Origin of the sequence: Flavobacterium frigidum (assembly GCF_048286735.1) — a bacterium.
In the GTDB taxonomy this organism is placed as follows: Bacteria; Bacteroidota; Bacteroidia; order Flavobacteriales; family Flavobacteriaceae; genus Flavobacterium.
The window spans coordinates 76,665-101,585 of record NZ_JBLVPU010000011.1 but is presented as its reverse complement, the minus strand read 5'-3'; the positions used below and the strand labels follow the sequence as shown (position 1 = coordinate 101,585).

General features: G+C 32.5%; 23 protein-coding genes. 9 read left to right on the top strand and 14 right to left on the bottom strand.

Annotated elements, in window-relative coordinates:
* Nucleotides 1-3: 3 nt before the first annotated feature.
* The 4 genes from ACNQGO_RS08550 to ACNQGO_RS08535 all read right to left on the bottom strand — a co-directional run bounded on the left by ACNQGO_RS08550 (nucleotide 4) and on the right by ACNQGO_RS08535 (nucleotide 4,042).
* The gene (locus ACNQGO_RS08550) at nucleotides 4-840 is read right to left on the bottom strand and encodes an ABC transporter permease (protein ID WP_417943748.1); all 837 of its coding nucleotides are present in this window, start codon (nucleotides 838-840) and stop codon (nucleotides 4-6) included.
* 3 nt (nucleotides 841-843) lie between these two features.
* On the bottom strand, nucleotides 844-1,755 hold the full coding sequence (locus tag ACNQGO_RS08545; RefSeq protein ID WP_417943830.1) for an ABC transporter ATP-binding protein: 912 nt from the start codon (nucleotides 1,753-1,755) through the stop codon (nucleotides 844-846).
* 66 nt (nucleotides 1,756-1,821) lie between these two features.
* Entirely contained in the window at nucleotides 1,822-2,223 is a 402-nt protein-coding gene (locus ACNQGO_RS08540) for a response regulator (RefSeq protein ID WP_417943749.1), read from the bottom strand.
* Nucleotides 2,213-4,042 (bottom strand): PAS domain-containing sensor histidine kinase, encoded by a 1,830-nt coding sequence (locus ACNQGO_RS08535; protein WP_417985000.1) that lies wholly within the window; start codon nucleotides 4,040-4,042, stop codon nucleotides 2,213-2,215. The genes ACNQGO_RS08540 and ACNQGO_RS08535 overlap by 11 nt, the downstream gene beginning before the upstream one ends.
* A 361-nt stretch (nucleotides 4,043-4,403) precedes the next feature.
* On the opposite strand from ACNQGO_RS08535, the gene ACNQGO_RS08530 reads away from it, so the two are divergent.
* A complete protein-coding gene (locus ACNQGO_RS08530) occupies nucleotides 4,404-5,465 on the top strand; it encodes a hypothetical protein (protein WP_417984999.1) in 1,062 nt (353 codons plus the stop codon).
* 41 nt (nucleotides 5,466-5,506) lie between these two features.
* Nucleotides 5,507-6,385: a hypothetical protein gene (locus ACNQGO_RS08525; protein WP_417984998.1), complete on the top strand. Its 879-nt coding sequence runs from the start codon at nucleotides 5,507-5,509 to the stop codon at nucleotides 6,383-6,385.
* On the opposite strand, the gene ACNQGO_RS08520 is transcribed toward ACNQGO_RS08525, so the two are convergent.
* The 6 genes from ACNQGO_RS08520 to ACNQGO_RS08495 form a co-directional block, all read right to left on the bottom strand.
* Nucleotides 6,368-10,102: a metallophosphoesterase gene (locus ACNQGO_RS08520; RefSeq protein ID WP_417984997.1), complete on the bottom strand. Its 3,735-nt coding sequence runs from the start codon at nucleotides 10,100-10,102 to the stop codon at nucleotides 6,368-6,370. The genes ACNQGO_RS08525 and ACNQGO_RS08520 overlap by 18 nt on opposite strands.
* A 501-nt stretch (nucleotides 10,103-10,603) precedes the next feature.
* Nucleotides 10,604-10,843, bottom strand: coding sequence for a DUF1660 family phage protein (locus tag ACNQGO_RS08515; RefSeq protein WP_417943755.1), 240 nt, complete (start codon nucleotides 10,841-10,843; stop codon nucleotides 10,604-10,606).
* A gap of 231 nt (nucleotides 10,844-11,074) precedes the next feature.
* Nucleotides 11,075-12,133: a nucleoid-associated protein gene (locus ACNQGO_RS08510; protein ID WP_309756110.1), complete on the bottom strand. Its 1,059-nt coding sequence runs from the start codon at nucleotides 12,131-12,133 to the stop codon at nucleotides 11,075-11,077.
* Nucleotides 12,134-12,341: 208 nt separating this feature from the next.
* On the bottom strand, nucleotides 12,342-12,881 hold the full coding sequence (locus ACNQGO_RS08505) for an IS1096 element passenger TnpR family protein (RefSeq protein ID WP_113634318.1): 540 nt from the start codon (nucleotides 12,879-12,881) through the stop codon (nucleotides 12,342-12,344).
* A 398-nt stretch (nucleotides 12,882-13,279) separates the two neighbouring features.
* Complete coding sequence (locus ACNQGO_RS08500) at nucleotides 13,280-13,672, bottom strand: hypothetical protein (RefSeq protein WP_309756114.1); 393 nt, start codon at nucleotides 13,670-13,672, stop codon at nucleotides 13,280-13,282.
* Nucleotides 13,673-13,755: 83 nt separating this feature from the next.
* Nucleotides 13,756-14,319 carry a sugar O-acetyltransferase gene (locus ACNQGO_RS08495; protein WP_417984996.1) on the bottom strand — a complete coding sequence of 188 codons (564 nt, stop codon included), beginning with the start codon at nucleotides 14,317-14,319 and terminating at the stop codon, nucleotides 13,756-13,758.
* Between the two features lie 274 nt (nucleotides 14,320-14,593).
* On the opposite strand from ACNQGO_RS08495, the gene ACNQGO_RS08490 reads away from it, so the two are divergent.
* The 7 genes from ACNQGO_RS08490 to ACNQGO_RS08460 all read left to right on the top strand — a co-directional run bounded on the left by ACNQGO_RS08490 (nucleotide 14,594) and on the right by ACNQGO_RS08460 (nucleotide 21,047).
* Entirely contained in the window at nucleotides 14,594-16,753 is a 2,160-nt protein-coding gene (locus tag ACNQGO_RS08490) for a TonB-dependent receptor (RefSeq protein WP_417984995.1), read from the top strand.
* Nucleotides 16,754-16,946: 193 nt separating this feature from the next.
* The gene (locus ACNQGO_RS08485) at nucleotides 16,947-17,354 is read left to right on the top strand and encodes a DUF2141 domain-containing protein (RefSeq protein WP_417948198.1); all 408 of its coding nucleotides are present in this window, start codon (nucleotides 16,947-16,949) and stop codon (nucleotides 17,352-17,354) included.
* A gap of 137 nt (nucleotides 17,355-17,491) precedes the next feature.
* A complete protein-coding gene (locus tag ACNQGO_RS08480; protein ID WP_417984994.1) occupies nucleotides 17,492-18,112 on the top strand; it encodes a hypothetical protein in 621 nt (206 codons plus the stop codon).
* Between the two features lie 55 nt (nucleotides 18,113-18,167).
* Nucleotides 18,168-19,502 (top strand): histidine kinase, encoded by a 1,335-nt coding sequence (locus ACNQGO_RS08475; RefSeq protein ID WP_417984993.1) that lies wholly within the window; start codon nucleotides 18,168-18,170, stop codon nucleotides 19,500-19,502.
* Nucleotides 19,503-19,521: 19 nt separating this feature from the next.
* Nucleotides 19,522-19,821: a 2TM domain-containing protein gene (locus ACNQGO_RS08470; RefSeq protein WP_417984992.1), complete on the top strand. Its 300-nt coding sequence runs from the start codon at nucleotides 19,522-19,524 to the stop codon at nucleotides 19,819-19,821.
* 74 nt (nucleotides 19,822-19,895) lie between these two features.
* A complete protein-coding gene (locus ACNQGO_RS08465; RefSeq protein WP_417943762.1) occupies nucleotides 19,896-20,231 on the top strand; it encodes a 2TM domain-containing protein in 336 nt (111 codons plus the stop codon).
* Nucleotides 20,232-20,279: 48 nt separating this feature from the next.
* On the top strand, nucleotides 20,280-21,047 hold the full coding sequence (locus ACNQGO_RS08460; RefSeq protein ID WP_417984991.1) for a LytR/AlgR family response regulator transcription factor: 768 nt from the start codon (nucleotides 20,280-20,282) through the stop codon (nucleotides 21,045-21,047).
* 105 nt (nucleotides 21,048-21,152) lie between these two features.
* On the opposite strand, the gene ACNQGO_RS08455 is transcribed toward ACNQGO_RS08460, so the two are convergent.
* The 4 genes from ACNQGO_RS08455 to ACNQGO_RS08440 all read right to left on the bottom strand — a co-directional run bounded on the left by ACNQGO_RS08455 (nucleotide 21,153) and on the right by ACNQGO_RS08440 (nucleotide 24,920).
* Nucleotides 21,153-21,335 (bottom strand): CsbD family protein, encoded by a 183-nt coding sequence (locus ACNQGO_RS08455; protein ID WP_417984990.1) that lies wholly within the window; start codon nucleotides 21,333-21,335, stop codon nucleotides 21,153-21,155.
* Between the two features lie 238 nt (nucleotides 21,336-21,573).
* Nucleotides 21,574-22,347: a CDP-alcohol phosphatidyltransferase family protein gene (locus ACNQGO_RS08450; RefSeq protein WP_417984989.1), complete on the bottom strand. Its 774-nt coding sequence runs from the start codon at nucleotides 22,345-22,347 to the stop codon at nucleotides 21,574-21,576.
* Between the two features lie 55 nt (nucleotides 22,348-22,402).
* Nucleotides 22,403-23,422: a COX15/CtaA family protein gene (locus ACNQGO_RS08445; protein WP_417970767.1), complete on the bottom strand. Its 1,020-nt coding sequence runs from the start codon at nucleotides 23,420-23,422 to the stop codon at nucleotides 22,403-22,405.
* A gap of 58 nt (nucleotides 23,423-23,480) precedes the next feature.
* Nucleotides 23,481-24,920: a CCA tRNA nucleotidyltransferase gene (locus tag ACNQGO_RS08440; RefSeq protein WP_417985006.1), complete on the bottom strand. Its 1,440-nt coding sequence runs from the start codon at nucleotides 24,918-24,920 to the stop codon at nucleotides 23,481-23,483.
* Nucleotide 24,921 lies beyond the last annotated feature (1 nt).

The following is a 24,921-nucleotide window of genomic DNA, read 5'->3' as shown; positions in this document are numbered from 1 at the left end:
ATACTACAAATCTCTATTTTTTAATAATCGATAGGAAAGGAAAACAAAAGTTACTGTCCAAAATAAAACAATACAAATAGATAATAAAGTTACATTGTATTCTTTTATGTTATCCAGACCAATTTGGGTCCCTAGGTTTTTTACGACGGATAATCGCGTAAAAGGTTCTACTATTAAATTCGACATGGATTGCATAGGTAGAAACTGTGTAATTGTTGCAGCAGTTTCGCTATTGGGGAATACTTTAAAAGTTAAAACTCCATTAATAATTCCTTCGATAATATTCCAAACTAAAAGAAATCCCAGCGCAAAAGCAGAGCGCTTTACCAAAATACCTAAAAACAAACAAAAAGAGAAAAAACCAACTAGTTTTACAAAGTATGCCAGAAGATACTCTAAACCAGAAAAAACGATGCTAAACTCGGTATACGAGGAGTAACTAAGTCCTAAAATAAGTGACATTAAAAAAACAAAAGCAGTAGATACTGAGGCAAACAAAAGGACAGTTAAGAATTTAGATTGTATAAATTCTTTTTTACTCATTCCGTCAATTAAGTTTTGTTTCAGTGTGCCATAACTATACTCATTTGCCATCATAGACACAATTACGATGGCTAAAAAAAGTTTCAAAATGGCTGCAATATAGGTGTTAAAATGCCATATGAATGGAAAATTAAAAATTCCCATTTCGGCTAAGTGAAATTTAAAAATCCCGAGATCAAATTTTATAGATGCTATTAATGCTATAAAAGTTAAGAGAATAAAGTACGCCAACGTTAAAACTCGACTGGCTTTATTTTTCCAAATTTTTTGTAATTCTATGGAGAGTAATCTTTTCATGATTTAGTTTTTGAAATTTGAATTGGAATTAGTCAGTTCTAAAAATTGTTCTTCTAAGCTGTTTTTGCGCTTAACCAAATGATTGAGAATAATGTTTTTTTCAAAAAGAAAACGATTTAATTCTTTAGCTTCCAAGTCATTTTTTAAATAAACTAAAATCTTTCCATCTTCATTAACAACATTCTTTACTGCCGAATGGGTTTTTACAGCCGCCATTAAACTCTCAGCATCATCTGCTTGTAATTCAAAAAAGCCCTCATTAGCTGACATGCCATCGACTAAACCAGTATATAAAATTTCTCCTTTTCTTAAAACTACCACATGGGTACATACTTTTTCGACTTCGTCTAATAAATGCGAAGCCAATAAAATAGTAGTTCCCTGGGATGCAATTCGTTTAATAATATCTCTAATTTGATGAATTCCTTGCGGATCTAAACCGTTTGTGGGTTCGTCAAGAATCAAAATCTCTGGGTCATTAAGTAATGCAGAGGCTATTGCCAAGCGCTGTTTCATTCCTAAGGAAAAAGTACTGAATCTACTATTTTGTCGCTCAACAAGACCAACTAACTCTAGTTTCTCAATAACTTTTGAAGATTGAATTCCTTTGATTTTACAGACTAATTCTAAATTTTCTGTAGCAGTCATGTACGGATAAAAGTTAGGTCTTTCAATAATGGCACCTACTTTTTTTAGCGCTTCATGGGTTTCTATAGTTCCATTGAACCAATTGTATTCACCAGAAGTTTTGTTGACTACATTTAAAACTATTCCTAATGTTGTTGATTTTCCGCTGCCGTTTGGGCCCAGAATTCCGTAAACATTGCCTTTGTGTATGTCGAAAGAAACGTTTTTTAGAGCTTGAATGGAGCCATAACGTTTGTGGAGATTTTTGATAGAGAGTATTGTTTCCAATGGGTTCATCTTTTTGGTTTAACATAGGACGAACAAGTTTGGAAATTGTTACGGGGAAAGCTATAATTAGTTCATTTCACCAATTAATTTGCACAGCAACTCTAATTTGTTTGCAGTTATAGGTTTCTTAATATAATCTTTAATGACATCGTATTTTTTTGCCATTTCAATATCTGCAGGGTCTATGGAAGAAGTCATAATAAAAATTGAAATTTCTTTTTGTATCGGCAAATGAATAAATTCATCCAAAAATTGCCACCCATCCATTACGGGCATATTTAAGTCAAGTAAAATAGCATCTGGAAGAATTGAAGTATTATTACGATTTTCTTTTAATGTATCTATAGCCAATTGGGCATTATAAAATGAATGAATTTCTTCGCAAAACTTACTTTTAGAGATAAGAATACTCATTAATTTCACGGTCAATTTATCATCATCAATAATGTACGTTAATTTATTTTTCATCTAAATAAATTTTAAAATTAGAACCATGACCCACTTCGCTCTCCATTGCTATTTTACCATTCATAGCTTCGAGTTGGTTTTTTGTAATGAATAATCCAATTCCTTTAGCATCTGCATTACCATGAAAGGTTTTGTACATTCCAAAAATTTTGTGTCCATTTTTTTTTAAATCTAATCCTAATCCATTGTCTCGAAAGTTAATCACAGAGTAACCCTCAATTTTTTCATAACAAATATTTAAAGTTGCATTGCGTTTTGGGGATTTATATTTAATAGCATTTGTAAATAAATTAAGAAAAATACTATCTAAGTAAGCGGGAATGGCCTTAACGATAACACCCTCTGGAATTGTATTTGTAATTGTTATTTCACTCTCTTTTATGGCTAGACTCAATGCCATTCTTGTTTTTTCAATTTCACTTTTTAAATGAATTTTAGTTTTTTCAACATTTGTTTTTTGTTGAATGGTTATAATTTCATTCAAATATTCTATCGATTCCGATAATTTTTCTGTTCCTTCTCTAAATAATTCAAAGTAAGAAAGCTTTTCGTCAATATCATCAGTATTTTCAATAACATCTACCACCATCGATAAATTACTGGCATGGGAGCGTATGTTATGAGAAACAATATGAGTGAAGTTAAATAATTTTTTATTTTGATTACTGGTTACTTCTAGTAATCGTTTCATCTCAAGCTCCTTTTCAATTCGTCGTGTCACGTTGCGACCTACGCCTATAAAATTCATAAAATTATTGTTACTGTCAAATACAGTTGTAATGTTCAATTCAAACCAATACTTCTCTTTATTTTTATTATAATTTAGTATTGTGATTTTAATGCTTTCTTTATTTTTGATAGCTTCTCTCATTAATTTTGAAGCTGTAAAATCAGTTTCTGGACCCTTAGATAAATAACCAGGTTTTTGACCAATTACCTCTTCCATAGCCAAACCAGTTAAGTCTAAGTAGGCTTGATTTGCCCAAACCGCTTCCCCATTTCTATCTGCTATTACAAGGGTATCCGTTGTTTCTGAAGCTGCTAGTGACAGTAAATTTAATTTATTTTCCGCATTTTTTCTCTCGCTAATATCCCGGATAAAGCATACAACGTAGGTTTTTTGATCGACTTTAAATTTTTTTCCGGAAGCTATCTCAACGGGTGTTATCACATTAGATTTTGTTTTGATAACGGTTTCATTGATGGTATATTCGTTTCTATCTAAATTATATTTCAGAAAATAACGGATGTCTCTTTTAAATTCATCTGGAAATAATTTTGAATTATGCAAGCCTTTTAATTCTGCATTACTATAACCAGTAAGTTCTGTCGATCTAAGATTACAGTCACTGATTTGTCCATTTGAAGTATCAATGATAAAAATGGCATCATTTGCACTAGAAAAAATAGAAGAGAATTTTTCTACATTATATTGCAATTCATTTATTAAATTCTGTTCATTTGTTATGTCTTGAAATGTACCTAAAAGCTCTACAGGCTTACCATTTTTAAATACAACTTGGCAAATACATTCTATATACTTGATGTTGTTTTTAGCAGTCATAATCTGAAATTTGCTCTCAAAAGAAATCCCTTCATTGATTGATTTCTCAATAAGTACTTTAATCCGATCACGATTTTTCCCTGGAGTATAAAAATTTAATGCCGTATCAATATTTGGCTCGTAGTCAATGGGTACTTCGTGAATACATTTAGTGACTGCATCCCAAAAAACATCATTGGTTTGCAAATTAATTTTCCAGATTCCTATTTTAGCAGACTGTGCAGCCTTGATGTAAAGGTCAAGTTTTTCTTTCATTAGTTGGACTTTAAGGATTTAACTACAGTATTGATAAATGAATATAAAGTTTGTAGTTTAGGTTTTAAAATTTCCGGTTATAAAACAGTAGGCTGTAATTCTATTTTTATTAGTCGTTAATAGTATTGATTTAGGGTAGTATTGTGTTTATACATTTAACAGTAAATAAAAATTGATTTTTATCCATTGACTAATTAATTTTCATTTTATAGCTAATACATATTGTTTTAATTCCATTAAGAAAATGTGCCAGCGTATGCAGGTTATTTTAAAATTCTTCATTAAAGGTAGTTAAAACATATGAAATGAGTGTATTACATCGGCTTATTTTATTGTAATTTTGTTCTAAATCCTTATTTCAATGAGTAGTGAGCCTGTAATGCTTTTTAAAAAACCATCGTATCCAGTAAATAAATCACTTTTAGAATATTTGGAGCGTTTTGATCGTTTGTCAAAAGTTGCTATTGTCTATGATGATTTATTGCGTTTTTCAGGATCGGTAACCGTTTATGATAAAAACGATGAAGATACGTTATGGATTCGTGTGTATTATACTGAATTTGAGCGACAAGAAATTGATTTAACTTTAAAAAAAATCTATTCATTGCTGCATTCTGATGGTAATTTGGGAATCATCAAATTCTTAAATGTAGATTCTATAGATTATTGCACTTTTGGTAACTCAAAACCGTTTCGGATAAAAATCAGAAATATATTAAATGACAATTACACGCACTTCTACATAAAGAAAGCCGATGCTTCTCGAATTTATGGACTCGAATTAGAGCATATTTTATCTCCAGATAAAATTAACTTTCTCGTGTATAACGACACTTTAATAGAGGAACACATTATGGGAATTCCTGGTGATGTTTTTATTAAAAAATTATTGTCAGAGTGCACCGAAACTGAGAAATCTCAAATTGCTAAAGAGTTTGTGAAATTTAATGAGCGTTGCATGATACGATTGCTTGGCGATATGCGTTCCTATAATTACGTGATAGTTCCCACACATGATTTTGATCATGTGGTGTATAAAATTCGCGCTATAGATTTTGATCAGCAGTGCTATGAAGGAAATTTTAAAGTGTATCGGCCTCAGTTTTTTAAGGAAAATTATCCAATGGTAAAATTGGTAAAGGACAAACTTCAAAACAGTTCTATCGAGCAATACAAGGACGAAGAGAGAGCGGTTCTTGCTAAGAGAATTCATTCTGCTGAAAACCGAATAAAACGTCTGTTGCAAATTATGGGAGATGACGTAATCGCTCCCGAAGAACATTTGAAACAATTGCAATTAGAATTGTATTGCTACACAAATGATATGAATTTTAAAAGAGCCAAATCTATGGGGAATATCATGAGTGCAGCTTTTGGATTTATTACTAGAAATTTCAAGAATGCTACTGTTTTTAAGATTTGATTTTAGTTTTCTTAAATCTATTTATTACTACTAATTTTACTATGAGAAATTATATTTTTACTTTATTTGCATTGACCTTTTTGTCCTGTCAACAAGATTCAGGAGCTTTATCACCCGTTTATTCATTACCCAAAAAACTAAAAGAAGTCTCAGGAATTGTATATTTAGATTCAAGTAATTTACTCTGGGTGCTGGAGGATAGCGGTAACGCGAATGAAATTTATGGACTCAATTTTGAAAACGGTGCAATTGAAAAAACACTGACAATTGCAAATACAGCCAATATCGATTGGGAAGACATTACTAAAGACAAAGACGGTAATCTCTATGTTGGAGATTTTGGTAACAATGATAATGAACGAAAGGATTTATGTATTTACAAAATTGATAAAAAGTCTTTAACTACAAAAAGCACCATTCCCGCCTACAAAGTTTCCTTTGCATATCCTGAGCAGAAAGATTTTCCTCCAAAAAAAACAGAAATGTTTTATGATGTAGAAGGATTTTTCGAATTCAAAAATAATTTCTATCTCTTCACCAAAAATCGAAGTAAAGGTTTTGACGGAACCGCTTTTTTATATAAAATCCCCAATACTGCAGGTTTTCATCAAGCAGTTTTGATGGGAGAATTTAAAACTTGTGATAACTACAATCATTGTGCAATCACGGCTGCAACTATAGCTCCAGATGACTCTAAATTTGTTATTTTAACCCATGATAGGATTTTCTTATTCGAAAATTTCGAAGGGGATAATTTTTTGGATGGAACAAAAACTACTCTCGAATTAAATCATTTTTCCCAAAAAGAAGCAGCATCATTTATAGATAATGACCGACTTTTTATTGCCGATGAAAAAACCAAAAGCGTAGGAGGGAACGTTAATGAAGTTAGTATCAAAAAATTAAAATCCAAATCCTAGTCCAAAAGCGATTCGGGCTTCCTCATTAGAATTTTTAAAATAAGTGATTCTGGCTGTGATTACATTTAATCCATTGAGCCATAATCCGCCACCAAAAGATTGATGCCATTTCTCTGAATTTTCTCCTTTTTTCCACACGCGTCCATAATCTACACCACCCAGAATTCCGTACGTCATAGGCAACACGCTTCTTCTTATTTTTCCAATATTCCAGCGAATATCGCTGCTTTGATAGAATGATTGATTGCCTAAAAAACGTTCGTTTCTAAACCCTCTTAAATCATAATCACCGCCCAAAGTCGCTCCTTGATGAAATTCGAAATTAGTGTTTAAAAGTATTTTTGCTTTCAAAATTGTTGCAAATACTACTTTTCCATTGGCATCAATTTTATGGTTAAAATTCAGTTTACTCTCTAATGAAGGAAAATTTCGTTTGGTATCATTCACATTCATTTTCCAGGTTCCTGCAATAAAAAATCCCATTCCCATCGATGGAAATGAAGGCATATCATAATTTTCAAAACTGTATTTGAAGGTTGCTCCAGCAAATCGTTGGTTATCAAAAACATTGGAATTTACAATTCCGGGAATGTTTATGAATCGGTTATTGGTTTCCTCTACACTTATTTGTTCAAATGAAGTTTGAAAATAAATTGTACTACCATATTTCCCTACTTTTTTGATTGACGGTAAAACTTTGAGCATTCCAATACGAACGCGATTGTAATCCATTCCGAAAATTTCGTCATTATTTGCGCTTTCGTTACCAGTTCCAAAATAATTAATGGTAAAATTAGGACTGTTAAACTGGCTCTCTAAGTCTAAATCCCATTTACCTATTGATTTTGGAAAATGTGCATTGTAAACCAGTTCGTACCCATCTGTTGCAAAAAAGTAATTTGCTTTCAGAATATGTTTTTGTGTGTATGGATTTTGATTAAATTTATTGATTGTATAGCTGGTAATAAAACCTATTTTCACTCCATCATCAGGATTAAAACCTATATTAGGTAATCCTGAAAATGCATTGTATTTTGGTTTTTTAAAATCATATAAACTAGCTTTATAATCATCAGATAAAAGAACTCTTGTTTTTGAGTCTAAAGAATAGGTATTCGTTTTGGATTTAAAATCATGAATTTTTACCTTTTTACCATTCTCAACAGTATAAGAATCTTCGTTTTGACCGCCAATTAACCGTATGTTTATATCTGATTTTGCGTTTCCTTTTACTTCAAAAATATCGTCTTCATCCAAGCCGTAAATCCAAATATTTTTTGTTTTGTCGGCAAAGAATTCTTTCTTGTACAGTAAATCGTCTCCTTCATTTTTAGCACGGTATACTTCTACTTCTATTTTATTTTTGGTATCTTGTCGAATAATAAATTTATCTTTTTTATCGGTACCAACAATTAAAAATGTTTTTTGTAAAACCGTATAATAAGCTGATGCGTAGCGTTGTAAAGCTGTTTTTCTAATAATTAATTTTTGTTTAATGCTAGTAAGTGTTTCATCTTGAACTTCCTTTGGTAAATTGTCAAAGGCATTGTAAATAGTAGTATCGGTTAGATTTTCCTGAATGAATTTAGCTTGTTTGAGCCACTCCTTTTCGTCTGCCGTTTTAAGCAAAGCGAGGTCCAAAGAATAAGGTTCGCGATTAAACCATTTTACATTTTTAATTTTATTTTCAAAACTTTGCATGTGGCGCAACAAAGGCATATTCATCAATACGGTAAGCAATGCTCCATCATATTTTGTAAAAGCCTGATCTCGATCCCTTGGTATTGGTTTGTAAACTATTTTTTTTTCTACTTTATATTCGCCCCAGCGCCATTGATCTTCGTTTCTGTTCCAATCTCCTATGAGCATATCAAACAATCGTGCTTTGATGTATTCGGCTTCGTCTACACTATATTTTTCATCTTTATGAAGGTTCTTTAAAACATCTTGTGTACTGATAATAGCACTAGGATTTCCATAGCTTTTCGCATTAATTTGGCTATCAGTAGGACTTTCTTCAACCAAATACAATTCATCTCCAAAACTTGTATTGAAATCTTTTAAGGCTTTGTGTTTAGGAATATAATACAATACTGGATTGGGATGTGAAACTCCAATTTTTTCGGCTAAATTCCCAACTGCAAATGTTGTGTAAGGATGCGAAGTTGTGTAAAAATCAAGCAAAAAATTCTCTGCATAGGTGTCTTCAAATTCATTTTCGATGAATTGGTTTTTAAATGCTTCCGCTTGAAGGAAACGAGAAGCACTTTTTTTCAAGGCTCGCATTACATATTCTTTTCCGTTTTTGTCCACAATTTGTAATGATCTGGACTGATGACCACCTCCAGCTCGTTTAGGTTGTAATCCGCCATAAAGAGTATCAAGAGTTGTGGTTGTTGCTGTTATGGGTAAACTGTAATAATTTCTATAATGTTTTCCAAAAAGGAATCTATAAAAGGCTTTTTTATCCGTTTGTTTTGCGGTATAGACAGTTGCAGTAGTGGTTTTAGCAAATGAAGTAGGGAAGCTTCTAGTACTGAAATCGTCTTTTTTTGCAAGTATAAACTGTTCGAAAATCAGTTTTTCTTTAATGTTTTCTTTTCCATAAAAAGTAACTTTTGCCGCTCCGTTTTCATAAACACTTAATTGAGTATAACCATTTCCCCCATAAGAAAAATCATTAGGGTTCACCGCTTTTGCAGCTTCTGATTTTGAGCCGGCCCCACTTATAATTTGTCTGAGGTTGTCTTTTTCAATGTATTGTAAATTATGGTCATGACCAGAAACTACAATGACATTTTCTTGACTTTGTAACAATGTTTTTAGTCGTTTAATAAAAATTGTATACTGTTTATTTTGAATGTCTTGCGGGCTAATTCCCGATGTTTTGCGAACGAAGTTAAGAATAGAACCTAACAATGGTAACGGAATTTTTTGCTCTAATGGGAATAGTTGTTTTTCTAGTGAAAACTGTCCACCATGTATCCCGTTACTCATTAATGGGTGATGCAACGCCAGAAGTATTGTTTTTTCTTGGTTTTTATTCAGGATTTCTTCTAATTCATTAAAAAAAGCATCTCTAGATTTTATTGTACAATCATCATTTATAGTAGGACTGTTGTCCCAGTCTTCTAAAAACCATTGACTATCTATAGTTATTAAAACTAGATTTTTATTGATTTCTAGGTTGTCGATACCACAGCCTTTTCTGGGCAAAAATGAATTTTTATCATTCAAATAATCGGTGATAAATTTTGCTTGGCGTTCTAAACCTTTTATTCCGCTGTACCAATCGTGGTTTCCTGGTATAAATATGGTTTGGCCCTTAAAATTTTCAGACAATTTGAGTTGATTGGTAAGCTTACTTTCGGCAATTAATCGCTCATTTGCATTAGTAGTATTAGGCAATCCTTTTGGATAAATATTATCACCAAGAAATAAAAGTGTTGCGTTATTATCTGCTTTTTTTAAACGATCCTCAAGTAAACTAATTGTTTGTTGCGCTTTTTCTTCATTGGCATTTCCAGCATCCCCAATTAAATAAAAAGTATGCGAAACTTTAGAACTATCTATTCCTTTTTGTTCTGCAGTATTCTTAGTTTTTTTACCAAATTGTTCGTAATGCGTAGCACAAGATTGGAAAATAAATACAGCTATAAGTGCCTTAAAAATTATTTTATTCGAAGCTATAAAACAATTATCCGAAAATAATTTCATCTTTCAGTTGTTTAAAAAATTTTGTACGAACCTTATCGAACAATCCGAAAATTTGGTTAGTAAATTACTCAAAGATAAACTTTCTCGTTCATATACCTACCATAATTTTAAGCGCACGAGTTATGTAGTCCATGTTGTTATAACATTTGCGGATAGTGAGGATATTACTGCTTGATAAGGAAATTTTAGTAGGTAGCGCGTATTTTTATAATACAGGATATTCAAAAAATTGTAGAAATAATGTTGCTGCTAATAGTGCAATAGGTTCTGATTTTTTTATCAGAAATAGGGAAATCTGAAGATTATATTGAGAAAGTGACTGGACTAATTGAAGGTACCTAAATACAATGTGTTCCTCAAAGCCTTTCTGAAAAAATAATTAAAGACGCAGCTTATTTTTCATATTGTAATCGATTAGTATATTTCAGTTGTGAAAGATTACGAAAAGAGAAAATAGTGTGATAATAAATAAATGTAGAAGCGAATTTTTAATAGTTCAATTTAGGCAGAGTGTATTCTTTTATTATGAAATCCTATTAGGGTTTCGTTAATTTCTTTTAATTCAGGCGTGAGAAATGTTTTTCTACCTTTTTCATCATTCGTTAATTCGAGTTCACAAACAGTGCATTTAAATTCTTTGAAATGATCCGTAACATTTCGTGTTGTAATTATTTTGTGCCCAAATAGAGTGCAGAGTATTTTTTTGCTTAAAATTTTTTCTTTAATTTCGATTAAGTTCATACTGATTAGATGTTAATATTATGATTTTAAGAGCAGTATAAACATAATCAATAGTAATTAAGTTTTCAAATTTAATCGTTAAAAAACACTATTTCTGAATAAAAACCATATATTTCTTATATAATTAGATTTATTTCTTATATAATTCTTGTTTAATTGTGATATTAAATTAAAAAAAATCCTCAATTGCTTAAGCAATTGAGGACTATATAGTTGCCATTGAGGTTTAATCTAGCTTTTTTCTTCTTTGTTAAAATAGACCAGATAATAGTACATTTGTTTTTCTTCATCCCAACCCTTTTCCACATACTTTTCAGCACTCTCAGGGTTGATAAAATCCATTTTAATTTGAATGTGCGTATCTAAATTAATGACGTTTTTGATTGATTTACGTGCGTCAGAAACTGCTGCATTTGCAATAGGAAATGAGGTAACATCTTCTATACTGTATTTCTCTCCTTTGTCTACTTTATAATTTTTAAATTCAGGAATTAAATCGGGATTGTCTAAGACTTCATTTAAAAAGTTTGTTTCCTCGAACTGATCGTTTTTTGCAAAATAGTTTACAGAGCGATTCATGAACATCACTTCTTCTTTTTTATCCTCAGCTGGAAAAACGACGTCTTTAGCAAAGTTTTGGCAGAATTTTAAATACTTTTTAGTGATAAAATTCTCATCTTCAAAGGCATCTACTGATAAAAAATGCTCTAACCAATATCTGGCATCATAGCGGTTGCTATCAACGGTTAATATTTTATAGCCTTCCTCTTTTTTGTAGTTAAAGATCAAGCACCCTTTATCAAGTTTATTTAAACTCACACCATGCTGTAAAATCATCTCTAGATGGGAACTTTTTTCTTCAAACTGTAAAAAGTCGGCTTGAATTTCACTTTTAAAAATTCCAATAGCGTCAACCACATTATTATCAATGCTTACGTTGCTTAAATAGGTCACATATACCTCACCATTCTTGATATGAGGATGATTGGACTGCTCAAAGAGGTGTGTTGTGATTTTTTTAGAAATTTCATGAGCACTACTAGGATTGTCAAAAATTTCTGTCGCAAACTTGAACATATCATTGTAATCCAAATCAACTTCATGAGCAAACTGAAAATAATTTTCTTCTTTTTCTCTAAAAGATTTAAAGAAAAATTCCTTCATCAAAGGCACAATTTCATCATTGAGCGTAAAGGGTTGCTCTGATAAAAAAATGGCTTCGTTTCTACTTTTATTCCCCACTCTGTGAATGGACAAATTTTCGATGTGTGTATTATATAAGTTGATCATGTTTTTTTATGGTTTCCTCCCCCAACCCCCTCCGAAGGAAGCGGAGATGGGGAGTGATTTTGTGTTTGTTAAATTTTTTTATATTTGTCTGGAGTACTACCTAACAAAGAAACCCATTAAAAAAATGTCCTCTGGGTATAGATACGGACATTCATTTTATTTTTGTGTAGTTAGCCTCCCTTTCCTTTGGAGAGGGTCGGGGAGAGGACTAATTCCAATTTTCTTCAAAACCGTAGTCTTCAAAACTATCGTCTCCCTCAAACATATCTAAATCATCTTCATCTAATCCGTCTTCAAATTCGGCGTTGTAGTCATCGGCATTATCAGATTCAAAGTTTTTTTCCATTGCTTCATCCGGCATTTCGCCATGAGAAAAAATAGTTTCAGGATATAAATTTCCAACAACTTGATCTTCTACAGCAGCAAGCTCTACAAGGAATGTCCACATATTAATAAAATCATAAACATAGAGGATTTTAGTATTTTGTTTGTCTAAAATATCAGATAATTGATAGTCACTCATGATTTTTTGCTCGCCGGGAACGTCACCAGTATCAAAAAGTGAAATCTCTTCTTCTTGGTTCCAAGTTTCATCACAAGTGTAAAACGAAGCTACTTCCATGCCATCAAATCCAAAGGAATTAAAAATAGCATTGTGCAAATCTTCTAAAGTATCGTCTTCAAGTATTGCGATGTCTCTAAAAACATCTTCTTCCGCGTCTAGAATCACTCTAAATTTATAAACCATAATCTTTCTTTTTATTGAAAGGTCAAAGGTAAAATTTAATTTCAGTTTTCGATTTCAGTTTTTAGTTTTGTTGATAAGATTTTTGCAATCGATTTACGAAGGGAATGAGCTCTTGATTATCAAAAACAGTTACTGCTGTATATTGGTTAATGCAATAAATGGAATTGTTTTGCTTTATTTTCAGTACCGTTTACACGTTATTTAAATAGGGGTGTTGTTAGCTTTTCATATTCTATGAAGCTGTTATTCATATACATTATCAGGTATTGAGCGAATCATTTATTAGGATTCACCTAATCCATTTTAAATTCGGGATACTATCAGAATTTTAACTTCATAAAAATACCCCCAAAAAAAGCATTAGTTTTTGGGGGCTGTCTATCAAATAATAAGTTGAATTATTTCGTCTCAGAACAAAGTCCTACGATCTCATGAAAAACATCATGCAATTCAGTAATTGATTTTACTATCGCAGCATCAGCTCCGTTTGAAGTAACTAATTCATGAAGCGCTTTACTTTTTAATTGCAAGCGTTCTGCCGAAGCTAATATTGCTTTTGTTTTAAATTCTGTTGGGATATCAGACTTTAATAGTAAAGCCGCCTTGTTCATCATTTCCTCTGAACGTGCTTTTATTGGTGCTAAATTTCCTTCCTCTGCAGGATGAAAAGTTTCAGACATTACACCATGAAATTCTTTTATGGCTGGCCATTTATCAAAAGTAGATTGTGCCGAAACAGAGTTTGCGACAACAATAAGTGCTAAGACTAGAAAGGTTTTAAGATGTTTCATTATGATTTGTTTAGGTTTAATTTTTATAACAAATATAGTAAAATTTAGTTTTGACATGTTCCTATTTTTGCTTTTCAAATTTATTACTCATTCAATTTCCGAATCACTTTTGCTGGGTTTCCTACTGCCAGTGAATTATCAGGAATATTTTTGGTCACCACAGAACCAGCTCCAATAACGCAGCCTTTTCCTATCGTAATTCCTGGACATATAACCGTATTGCCACCAATCCAGCAGTCATCACCAATGGTTATGGGTAAGGCGTTTTTCTGGATTTTTCTCAGTTCAGCATCTAGCGGATGTGTGGCGGTATACAACTGCACATTGGGCGCAAAAAACACATTAGAACCAATTGTAACGGGTGCGCCATCTAAAACCACACAGTTTACATTGAAATACACATTCGCGCCACACGTAATATTATAGCCGTAATCACAATGAAAGGGCGGTTCCACATAAAAATTCGCTCCTGCATTCGGGATCAATTCTCTTAGGATTTCCCGTGCTTTTTTGGTCACTCGGTATTCCGTTACATTCAATCTGTGAAGCAAATTTTTAGCTCTTCGACGGTCTTTTACCAAAACCGCATCGCCTGCGGAATAAAAAGCTCCGGCAATCATTTTTTCTTTTTCGGTTTGTACTACCATTTTTTCTTTTTTTATTTTTTGGGCATGCCCTCCGCAAAAGCTTCGGTCGGGCTCCTTCGTTTCAATCTTTATTGTCTCGTTTTGACAACGAGACAATAAAGGATTTCCACTGCGATCCCTCATGCAAATTAGATCCGTATTTTGACACTTGATGTAAATATACCAGAAAAATAGGTGCGCTACAATTCATCCATTAATTTCAACAGTTCGGTACAGTATAGTTTTTCATCGTTCGTAGCTATTCTATATTTGCTTTATCAAAAAATCAAATCACATGAAAACCATTATTACACTTACCATTTTTTTATGCACCACTTTTGTTTTTTCTCAAACTACACTATCAGGAAAAGTAGTAGACGAGAAAGGACAACCTGTTGCAGGTGCAAATGTTTTTATCGAAGGAACCTATGATGGTGCTTCAACTGCTGAAACGGGTAATTTTAGTTTTACAACTGCAACCACGGGCAAGCAAACTTTGGTGGTGAGTTTCTTAATTTATGAAACTTCAAGAACGGTAATTGATGTGGCTACTTTTCAAAATAAAACCATCAAACTTCGGGAAAGTGTAAACGCGCTTGATGCCGTTGTCATTACAGCTGGAACTTTAGAAGCAGGCGACAAATCAAGGGTTTCGGTGCTAAAACCATTAGATATTGTAACTACAGCTGGTTCTGCAGGAAATATTATTGCCGCGCTGCAAACCTTGCCGGGAACACAAACCGTGGGCGAGGACGGCCGATTGTTTGTTCGTGGTGGCGAAGCCAATGAAACACAAACCTTTGTAGATGGCATTCGGGTAGCGCAACCGTATGGGGCAACCACGAATAATTTACCTACTCGAGGACGGTTTTCTCCCTTTTTATTCAGCGGAATATCATTTTCAACAGGGGGTTACTCAGCAGAATATGGTGAAGCCTTGTCCAGTGTTTTGCTATTAAATACGCAAGATGAACCAGATCAGAATAAGACCGAAATCTCTTTAATGACAGTAGGATTAGGAATTGGAAATACTCAAAAATGGAAGAAAAGTTCGTTGAGCGTCAATGCGAATTACATTAATCTAGCTCCGTATCAAGCCGCAATTCCTCAAAATGTAGATTGGAATAGTCCTTTTCAATCTTTGTCTGGGGAAACGGTGTATCGCTATAACTTCAACAATGGAATTTTGAAAGTATATGCTGCTTTTGATTCTTCAAAATTTGACATCAATCAGGAAAGCATTAATTCGCTAGATAAAATTAGGATTGCTTTAAACAACAATAATTTCTATTTGAATTCATCTTACAAGGGAGTTTTTGGAAATAATTGGCAACTTACTTCTGGGTTGAGTTATGGTTACAGCACAAACAAAGTCGATTTAGCTGCAGATACGGTTAATAACGATGAAAATGCGGCACATTTAAAATTAAAATTACGAAAAAGCTTTTCAGATCGATTAAAGGTTTCCTTTGGAGCGGATTATTTTGTTACCCAATTCAAAGAAGATTTTAAGGGAAATTCGGGTTCTATTTTTACCAATGGATACGATTCTAATATTGCGGCTATTTATACCGAAGCTGATCTATTATTCTCTAAAAAGTGGGCGGCAAAAGTTGGTATACGGGCTTCTAATAATGATTTGTTAAATGAAACGGCTATTTCTCCGCGGGTTTCTTTTGCATATAAAATGGCTAAAAACAGTCAGTTCTCCTTTGCCTACGGTGATTTCACACAAACTCCAAATGCAGATTACATCAAATATTCTAACAATCATCAATTTGAGAGTGAGAAAGCATCACATTATATTTTGAACTTTCAATACAGTAAAAACGGAAAAACATTTCGTGCCGAAACCTATTACAAAGACTATCGAAATTTAGTAATATTCGACACTCAAACGGCTCTATTTAATTCGGTTTATGACAATACAGGTTCTGGATATGCAAAAGGCTTGGATTTGTTTTGGAGAGATGGAAAATCCATAAAAAACTTAGAATATTGGGTTTCTTATTCGTACATAGATACCGAGCGTGATTATAAAAATTTTAGTTCTCAAGTCACACCAAGTTTTGTTGCAGATCACAGTTTGTCTATCGTTACTAAATACTGGATCAATGACTGGAAATCACAAATAGGGTTTACAAACGCCTACAGTTCAGGTCGTCCTTACAACAATCCAAACGAAACAAAATTTATGAACGGTAAAACAAAATCCTATAATAGTTTAAGTTTTAATTGGGCGTATTTACTGTCACAACAAAAGATTTTATATTTCTCAGTTTCTAATGTTTTAGGTTCTCAGAATGTATTTGGGTACGAATATGCCAACAATCCAGACAATGCTGGTTTTTATAAGCGAAAAGAAATTATTCCTACTGCTGATCGGTTTTTCTTTGTAGGTTTCTTTTGGACGATAAGCAATGACAAAAAAGACTATCAATTGAGGAATCTATAAAAGGAGTCATAAAGTCGAAAGTACATCACTTACTATTCTCTGTGTACTAAGTACAAATAACTAATAAAAACTACAATTCATCTATCAAAAAATACAGTTCAGAAGCAATTAATTTTAAACTATTATGAGCTGAGATACTTTTACACTGATTCAAAACAATATCAAAATATAAATCAATTTTAAATAAAAAATCATGAAAAAATTAATTGTAAGTGCGTTTTTATTCACCGCTACTCTCGGATTCTCACAAGTAACTATGCAAGTTGAAGTTAAGGGATTAAAAAATACTAATGGAAAGGTGGTGATTGGGTTATACAATTCTGAGGATACTTTTTTAAAGAAAACATATAAAGGACGTGCAGCGACAATAAAAAACAATAAAGCTACTGCCACTTTTACAGATCTTCCTGCTGGTGAATATGCAGTCAGCATATACCATGACGAAAATAGCAATCAAAAATTAGACGTCAATTTTATGGGCATACCCAAAGAAAAATATGCTACTTCAAATGGCGCCAAAGGGTTTATGGGGCCGCCAAAATATGCAGATGCTCATTTCAAAATTACAGAAAACAAAACTATAATAATCAAAATAGATTAGTATTTACAACTCATCCATCAAAAACGACAGTTCAGTAAGCAAAAATTTTATAGGGCTGCAAATCGATATACTTTTGAAGTATAAATTAATAGAATCGTTTCAATCATCACAAAAAATAACCTTAAAAATTAGAAATTATGATCAAAATTATCACAACTATCGCATTTTTTATCTGCAGTTTAGTATCTGCTCAAGGACAATTCGAACAAGGAATGGGAAAAGCTTTTCAGTTATGGGGCGAAGGAAAAAATACTGAAGCTTCGGATGTATTCGAACGAATTGCAGATGCCGAAAAAACAAGTTGGCTGCCTAATTATTACGTGGCATTAGTAAACACTACAACTTCTTTTAAAACAAAGGATAAAGATCAAATGAATTTGTTGCTTTCAAAAGCACAAAAAGCATTGGATATAGAAATGGATAAAAATCCTAACAATGCAGAACTATTAGTTGTACAAGCAATGATTCACACCGCCTGGATTGCTTTTGATCCCATGACAAACGGACAAAAATTATCTGGAACAGTAATGCAATTATATGGCAAAGCACAGGCAATTGCTCCAGAAAATCCAAGAGTAGTTTATAATAAAGCAGAGTTTGAAATAGGTAGTGCTAAATTTTGGGGAACCGATACCAAGCCAATGTGTGCTCAAATTGAAAAAGCTATCGGACTTTTTGCTACTTTTAAACCAGAAACACCTTTCTCACCAAAATGGGGTTTAGAAAGAGCGATCGAAGCACAAAAAAACTGTAAATAAGAACGCAGCATCTTGAAATTTCATGAAAAATGCGCACCAATAAAAAGCTACACAAATGAATATTCTCTATAATCAACTACTGAAAGCAATAAAACTAACACTAGTTATTTTTGTAGTAATGCAAATTATTAATGTGGTTATGGGTAGCGAAATCCATTTTGGTAAAAAATTACTAGTTCAGTTTTTCTTTACGGCATTGAATACGTTTTCATTATACACTGCAAATGCTCTTTTGTTTATGAAATTAGATTCCTTTTTTGCTGATCGATTTTCAATAAGAGGATTAGTTACAGGTTTTATAGGTTCTTTAACACTATCGTTAACGGTTATTTTTTTATTGCACGTTTTTGAAGAAGTAATTTATAATGGCAACTCATTTGACTATTTTTTGGCAAATGAAAAGGCTTCGAATTATCTAGCAGGAATCGTAATCACTTTTTTTGTCACGCTTTCAGTACATGCCATTTCATTTTACAAGGCCTACAATGAAAACAAAGTCAAAGAGCAAAAAATCATAGCAGGAACAGCTAATGCCAAGTTTGAAAGTTTAAAAAACCAAATCGATCCGCATTTTCTTTTTAACAGTTTGAACGTATTGAGTTCTTTGATCGAAGAAAATCCAGAAAATGCACAAAGGTTTACCACTTCTTTGTCTAAAATTTATCGGTATGTTTTAGAACAAAAAGACAAAGAATTAGTTTCTGTAGATGAGGAATTGGCTTTCGCCAAAACCTATATGAACTTGCTGAAAATGCGTTTTGAAAACAGTCTTTTTTACGATTTACCAGCAACGGCTATAAATCCAGAGGCCAAAGTAGTGCCGCTATCGCTGCAATTATTGTTAGAAAACACAGTAAAACACAATGTAGTTAGTGAGCAACGGCCGTTGCATATTAGGATTTATGTAGAGGGCGATTACTTAGCAGTTCAAAATGATTATCAAAAGAAGGAAGTGTTACAAGAACGTCAAGGCGTTGGTTTACAAAATATAATCAATCGATACGGAATCATTACCAAAAGAAAAGTATTGATTGCCCAAAACGAAAAAACATTTACAGTCAAAATACCTATTTTAACCAAACAAATAATAGTAATGGATACCACTACAAATTACAACGAAAACAATGCGTATTACAAAGCAAAAAAGCGAGTAGAAGAGCTGAAAGGGTTTTACGGAAACCTAATTTCATACTGTTGCATTATTCCTTTTTTAATATTTATAAATTTAAAATTCTCCCCACATTTTCAATGGTTTTGGTTTTCTGCTGTGGGATGGGGTTTTGGATTAATTATGCACGCTTTAAAAGTGTATGGATACAGTTCGAAGTGGGAAGAACGTAAGATTCAGGAAATTTTACAAAAAGAGGACAACAAGAAAAATTGGAATTAAAAACATAAAAAAGTAGAACATGGAAAATACATTTCAGAACGACGAGCGCTATTTTAGAGCAAAAAAACAAATTGAAGAAATTAAAGGATTTTATGGGAACTTGGTTTCCTACATTGTCTTTAACAGTGTGTTACTAGTGATTAATTTAGTTACATCACCAGATCATTTATGGTTTTATTGGCCTTTGTTTGGTTGGGGAATTGGGGTAATTATCCATGGCTTGAGAGTTTTTAATTATTTGCCATTTCTAGGTAAAGATTGGGAAGCGCAAAAGATTAAAAAACTCATGGATCAGGAGAATAAAAAAAATTGGGAGTAATAGGGATTAGATGACTTTTAAATTAGATTATGATTTTGGCGATCTTAATCAGTTTCACTTAAAAAGAAAATAGTATGATAAACAATACTGAGGTGGATTATAATGGCCACCAACCTGAGGATAAGTATGCAGAAGCTCAAAGAAAAGTTAAAAAGTTAAAAGGCTTTTATAACCATTTGATGATTTACATATTGGTTAATATTTTTATTTTTTTCCTAAACGTTAATGACCTAAAACCGGGTGAAAGTTACTTTAAATTAGAAAATTTCTTTACAGCATTTTTTTGGGGTATAGGACTATTGTTTCATGGTTTGTCTGTTTTTGGGGGAAATATATTTTTTGGTAAAAGCTGGGAAGACAAAAAAATCAAGGAATTGATGGAAAAAGAGAAAAGTGAAAAATGGGAGTAAAAATGAGTGTTCAGTTCGACAAATAACCAAATTAACGATTCAATATAAATGACTACTATAATAATTGAAGACGAAAAACCTGCTGCCAGATTACTGCAAAGAAAATTAGAAAAACTAAACGTTGAAGTAGGAGTAATGTTACATTCTGTTGAGGAATCTATTGACTGGTTTTCTAAAAATGAGCATCCTGATTTAATTTTTCTTGACATTCAATTATCAGATGGATTGTCCTTTGAAATTTTTGAAAAAGTAAGTATCAAAAGCGCTGTGATATTTACAACTGCCTATGATGAATATGCGCTTCGTGCTTTTAAATTAAACAGTATCGATTACCTCTTGAAACCCATCGATGAAGATGATCTAGAGGCTGCTGTTACTAAATTTAAATCACTGTTACCAAAACAAGAATTACAAACTCAAAATCTTACCATCGATTTTGAGCAAATCAAAAAAATGCTAACCAATCCTTTTGAAAAAACCTATAAAAAGCGATTCACAGTAAAAATTGGGCAACATTTAAAAGTGATTTCAATTGAGGAAATTGAATGTTTTTTTAGCGAAAATAAAGGAACGTATTTGCATACTTTTGACAATAGGAATTATTTATTGGAATGCACATTGGAACTTTTGGAACAGGAATTAGATCCAGCAGATTTCTTTCGAATCAGCAGAAAATTTATAATTCCTCTGAAAGCAATCAAAGAAATTGTTGTGTACAGCAACTCTCGTTTGAAAGTTATTTTGCCTTCTTATAAAGACGAAGAAGTGATTGTGAGCAGAGAAAAAGTATCTGATTTTAAGACTTGGATTGAGTAATTTTAAAACATAAAAAAACTGTTTCAAATGAATATCAAAAAATCCTAATAGAAAATTCTGACTTTAACAATTGAAACAGTTTTAAGTACGTGTTCGATTTAAAAATTAAATAAATAATGATTTAATTTCTTTTTCTGTCTTACCTAATTTTTGTTGTAATTTACCCCACATTTCATCTTCTTTTCCTTCATCGTATAGTAAATCATCATCGGTCAAATCGGCATATTTCTGTTTAAGTTTTCCTTTCAACTCATTCCAGTTTCCTTCAATCTCTTTTGAATTTGGCATAATATCTAAGTTTAAAATTACTATTTGTTCTTTACAAATTTGGTTATTTTAAACGATTAAAATGTTATGCAATTCTAGGAAACAGTTGTATAATTACTATCTGATTTATTTTTCTTCACCGTAATAAAAATGAAATAGTTATTATGAAATTAATTAAATTATTGATTCATATAAAATTATTTAAATCACTGGTAATGTATTGTATAAATAGGTAATATAGATTTTTGTTATCAGGAGTTTATGCCTTAAATACTGTTTTTCTAATGCCAATTATAACAAAAATAAATAGGGTGTAAATAATGAAAAATGGGATGATGTATTCTATGAATCCAGCAGGTAGCATTATTGCAATTATCAACAATTGAAAACCCAAACCGTAAATGGATAGTAGTGTCATAAACCAGTTGGGGAATGTCTTAACCTTATATGCGTTTTTATCTAGGGAGTGAATTATTTTGTCAAAAACGCCATACACAATAGTATAAATGCCAAACAAAATATCGACCGATTTTTGAGTTTCTCCTGCTAAAGCGCGCGGTGATTTGTATTCGAAAACTTTGCTAGTTGTGTCGCCTCCAACCGATTTATTTCGGAGAATTACATAATAATAATTGTATAAAGTACCTTGTAATTGAATGCCAATAAAGGCCAAAATTGTTAGCCAAATTGTTGTTTTCGAAACATAACAAATAGTCATTAAAAACAAAAAATTGAGTATGATGTCAAACACGCTATCAAGGTATCTACCGGTATAAGAAGGAGTGTTTTTTAGTCGTGCTAATTCACCATCGGCAGCATCAATTCCAGATTTTAAAACTATAAAAAAACCAGCCCAATAATACGATCCGTCAAGAATACTATAAATAGCGATTAAACCCGAAACCCCAAAAAGCATGGTGACATGAATGGGTGTAAAGCGGGTCTCTTTTAATTGACAGGCTAGAAGTTTTCCAAACGTTCTTCCATAATCTGATAAATCTAAAAATTTATCTTGAGCGGCAAGTTTTGACATTTTAATAATTCGTGGACAAAGGTAAATGCGACAATATAGTCTGAATTTTATGTTTTTATGAATGTATTTTTTTTGATTTAGATTCTAAAATAATGTAAAATTGAACTCCAAACAAGAGAGTTGCTAATACCACATGAACAGTTTGCGTACCAAATGGGAAATCAAGATAATACATGGCTATTCCAGAAATGATCTCCATAATTAAGATGGCTATAACCCATTTTATTTTTGAAAATCCTAAACTTAATTTGTTGTTTAGTGAAAACAAATATAAATTAGTTAGCAATACTACAATAGAAAAAGAACGATGAATATAAAACACTAGGGTTGGATTTTGAAGCCACATAATTTCTGGCGCACCCGTTTTTGAAATGATATCTACTTGTTCTCTCACATCGGTACCTAAAACAATTTGAATTAAAGTAAGCGCTAATGATAGTAGTAAAATGGTATTGAATTTAGCATTGTAGCCAACTATTTTCTTGTTGTTTTGAGTGCTGTGAATAATAATTAATTGAAAGGCTACAATCAACAATGCAGCAAGCATGTGAGTGGTTATTTTGTAGGGACTCAAATCAGAGTCTACAACGGTTTTGCCCAGCCATGCCTGAAATCCCATTAAAATACACACTAAAAAGGTCAGTAAAAGGAGTGTTTTGTTTTCTTTCCTATACCCAAAAGCAAGTGTAAAAGTGATGACACACGCAATTCCTGCTAGTGCTCCCAATAATCGATTAATATATTCGACCCAAGTATGTATTGGGTTGAAAATAGCGTAATCGTGTTTGGTGTATTTTTCCCAGTTCGACGCATCAAAATTTGTTTTTGAAATAAAATCAGTTTTGGCAACTAATAACATCTCGTCTTTGATGATCAATTGGCCCTTATCATATTCTTTTTGAGCTGTAAAAAGCAGTTCTTTTTTCTCTGTTGGAGGTATGTAATAGCCAAAGCATTTTGGCCAATCTGGACAACCCATTCCAGAGCCTGTCAATCGTACAAAGGCACCGGCAAAAATGACAAGATATACAAGAACTAAAGCTATTTTGGCTGATTTTAAAAAGTATTTTTGCACTCGAAATTTATTTTGGTAAAATTATCTTTTTTTGGTGTAGAAATAAAATGCACAATAGTTAAACTTTAACTAAACCTAATTTCGTCGCTTTTTTCAACATGAATTCATAAGCAGCTTGGTATTCGTTAGAGATTTCGCCTTCCAGAATGGCTTCCTTTATAGCTTCTTTGAGCATTCCGATTTCTTTTGATGGTTTTAAGTTGAACAACTCCATAATTTCTTCTCCTGAAATAGGCGGTTGAAATTTACGTACGTGATCACGTTCTTCGACTTCAACAATTTTTTTCCGAACGATTTCAAAATTTTTGTGGTATTTCTTGAACTTATTTGGGTTTTTAGTCGTTATGTCTGCTTCGCATAACGTCATTAAATTTTCAACATCTTCACCAGCATCAAAAACTAAACGACGAACGGCACTATCGGTAACCATATCTTGTGATAAGACAATAGGGCGGGAGCTCATCATTACCATTTTTTGCACAAATTTCATTTTTTGGTTTAACGGCATATGCAATCTTTCGAAGATTTTTTTTGCCATTTTCCCGCCAAGAAATTCATGACCGTGAAAAGTCCATCCTTGTTTTTTATTGAAACGTTTCGTGGGTGCTTTTCCTATATCGTGCAGTAAAGCAGACCAACGCAACCAAACATCATCTGTATTGGGGCAAATATTATCAACAACTTCAAGCGTGTGATAAAAATTATTTTTGTGTGTGTGACCTTCAATTTCCTCTACTTGATTCAATGCAGTCAATTCAGGTAAAATAATATCCAAAAGTCCGGTTTGGAATAAAAGTAAAAATCCTACTGATGGTTTGTCTGTAGATAGTATTTTATTCAACTCGTCTACGATGCGCTCCCCAGAGATGATCTTGATTCGGTTCGCGTTTTTGGTTATCGAATTTAGCGATTTTTCTTCAATTTTAAACCCCAATTGGTTGGCAAAACGAATTCCTCTCAACATGCGTAAAGGATCATCAGAGTAGGTAATGTCCGGCTCTAGGGGTGTTCTTAGAATCTTTTTTTCAAGATCTAGTAATCCTTCAAAAGGATCTAGTAAATCCCCATAATTTTTTACATTAAGCGAAATAGCGAGCGCGTTGATTGTAAAATCACGACGGTCTTGATCGTCTTGTAGTGTGCCATTTTCTACAATAGGATTTCTACTATCAGATTGATAGGATTCTTTACGAGCGCCTACAAACTCTATTTCGGTATCTTCAAAACGCAACATGGCGGTGCCATAGGTTTTAAAAACTTGAACTTTTGGTTTATTGGGAAGTAGTTTTGAAACGTGTAAAGCCAATTCGATCCCGCTGCCAACGGCAACAATATCAATATCTTTTTTGAAATCTCTTTTTAAAAGTAAATCTCGCACAAAACCACCAATTACATAACTTTCAACGTTAAGTTCTTGGGAAGCTTGAGAGATGACTTCGAAAATTTTATTTTGTAAAGATTCTTTGTAATTTTTTGAAATAGCCACAGATTCACAGATT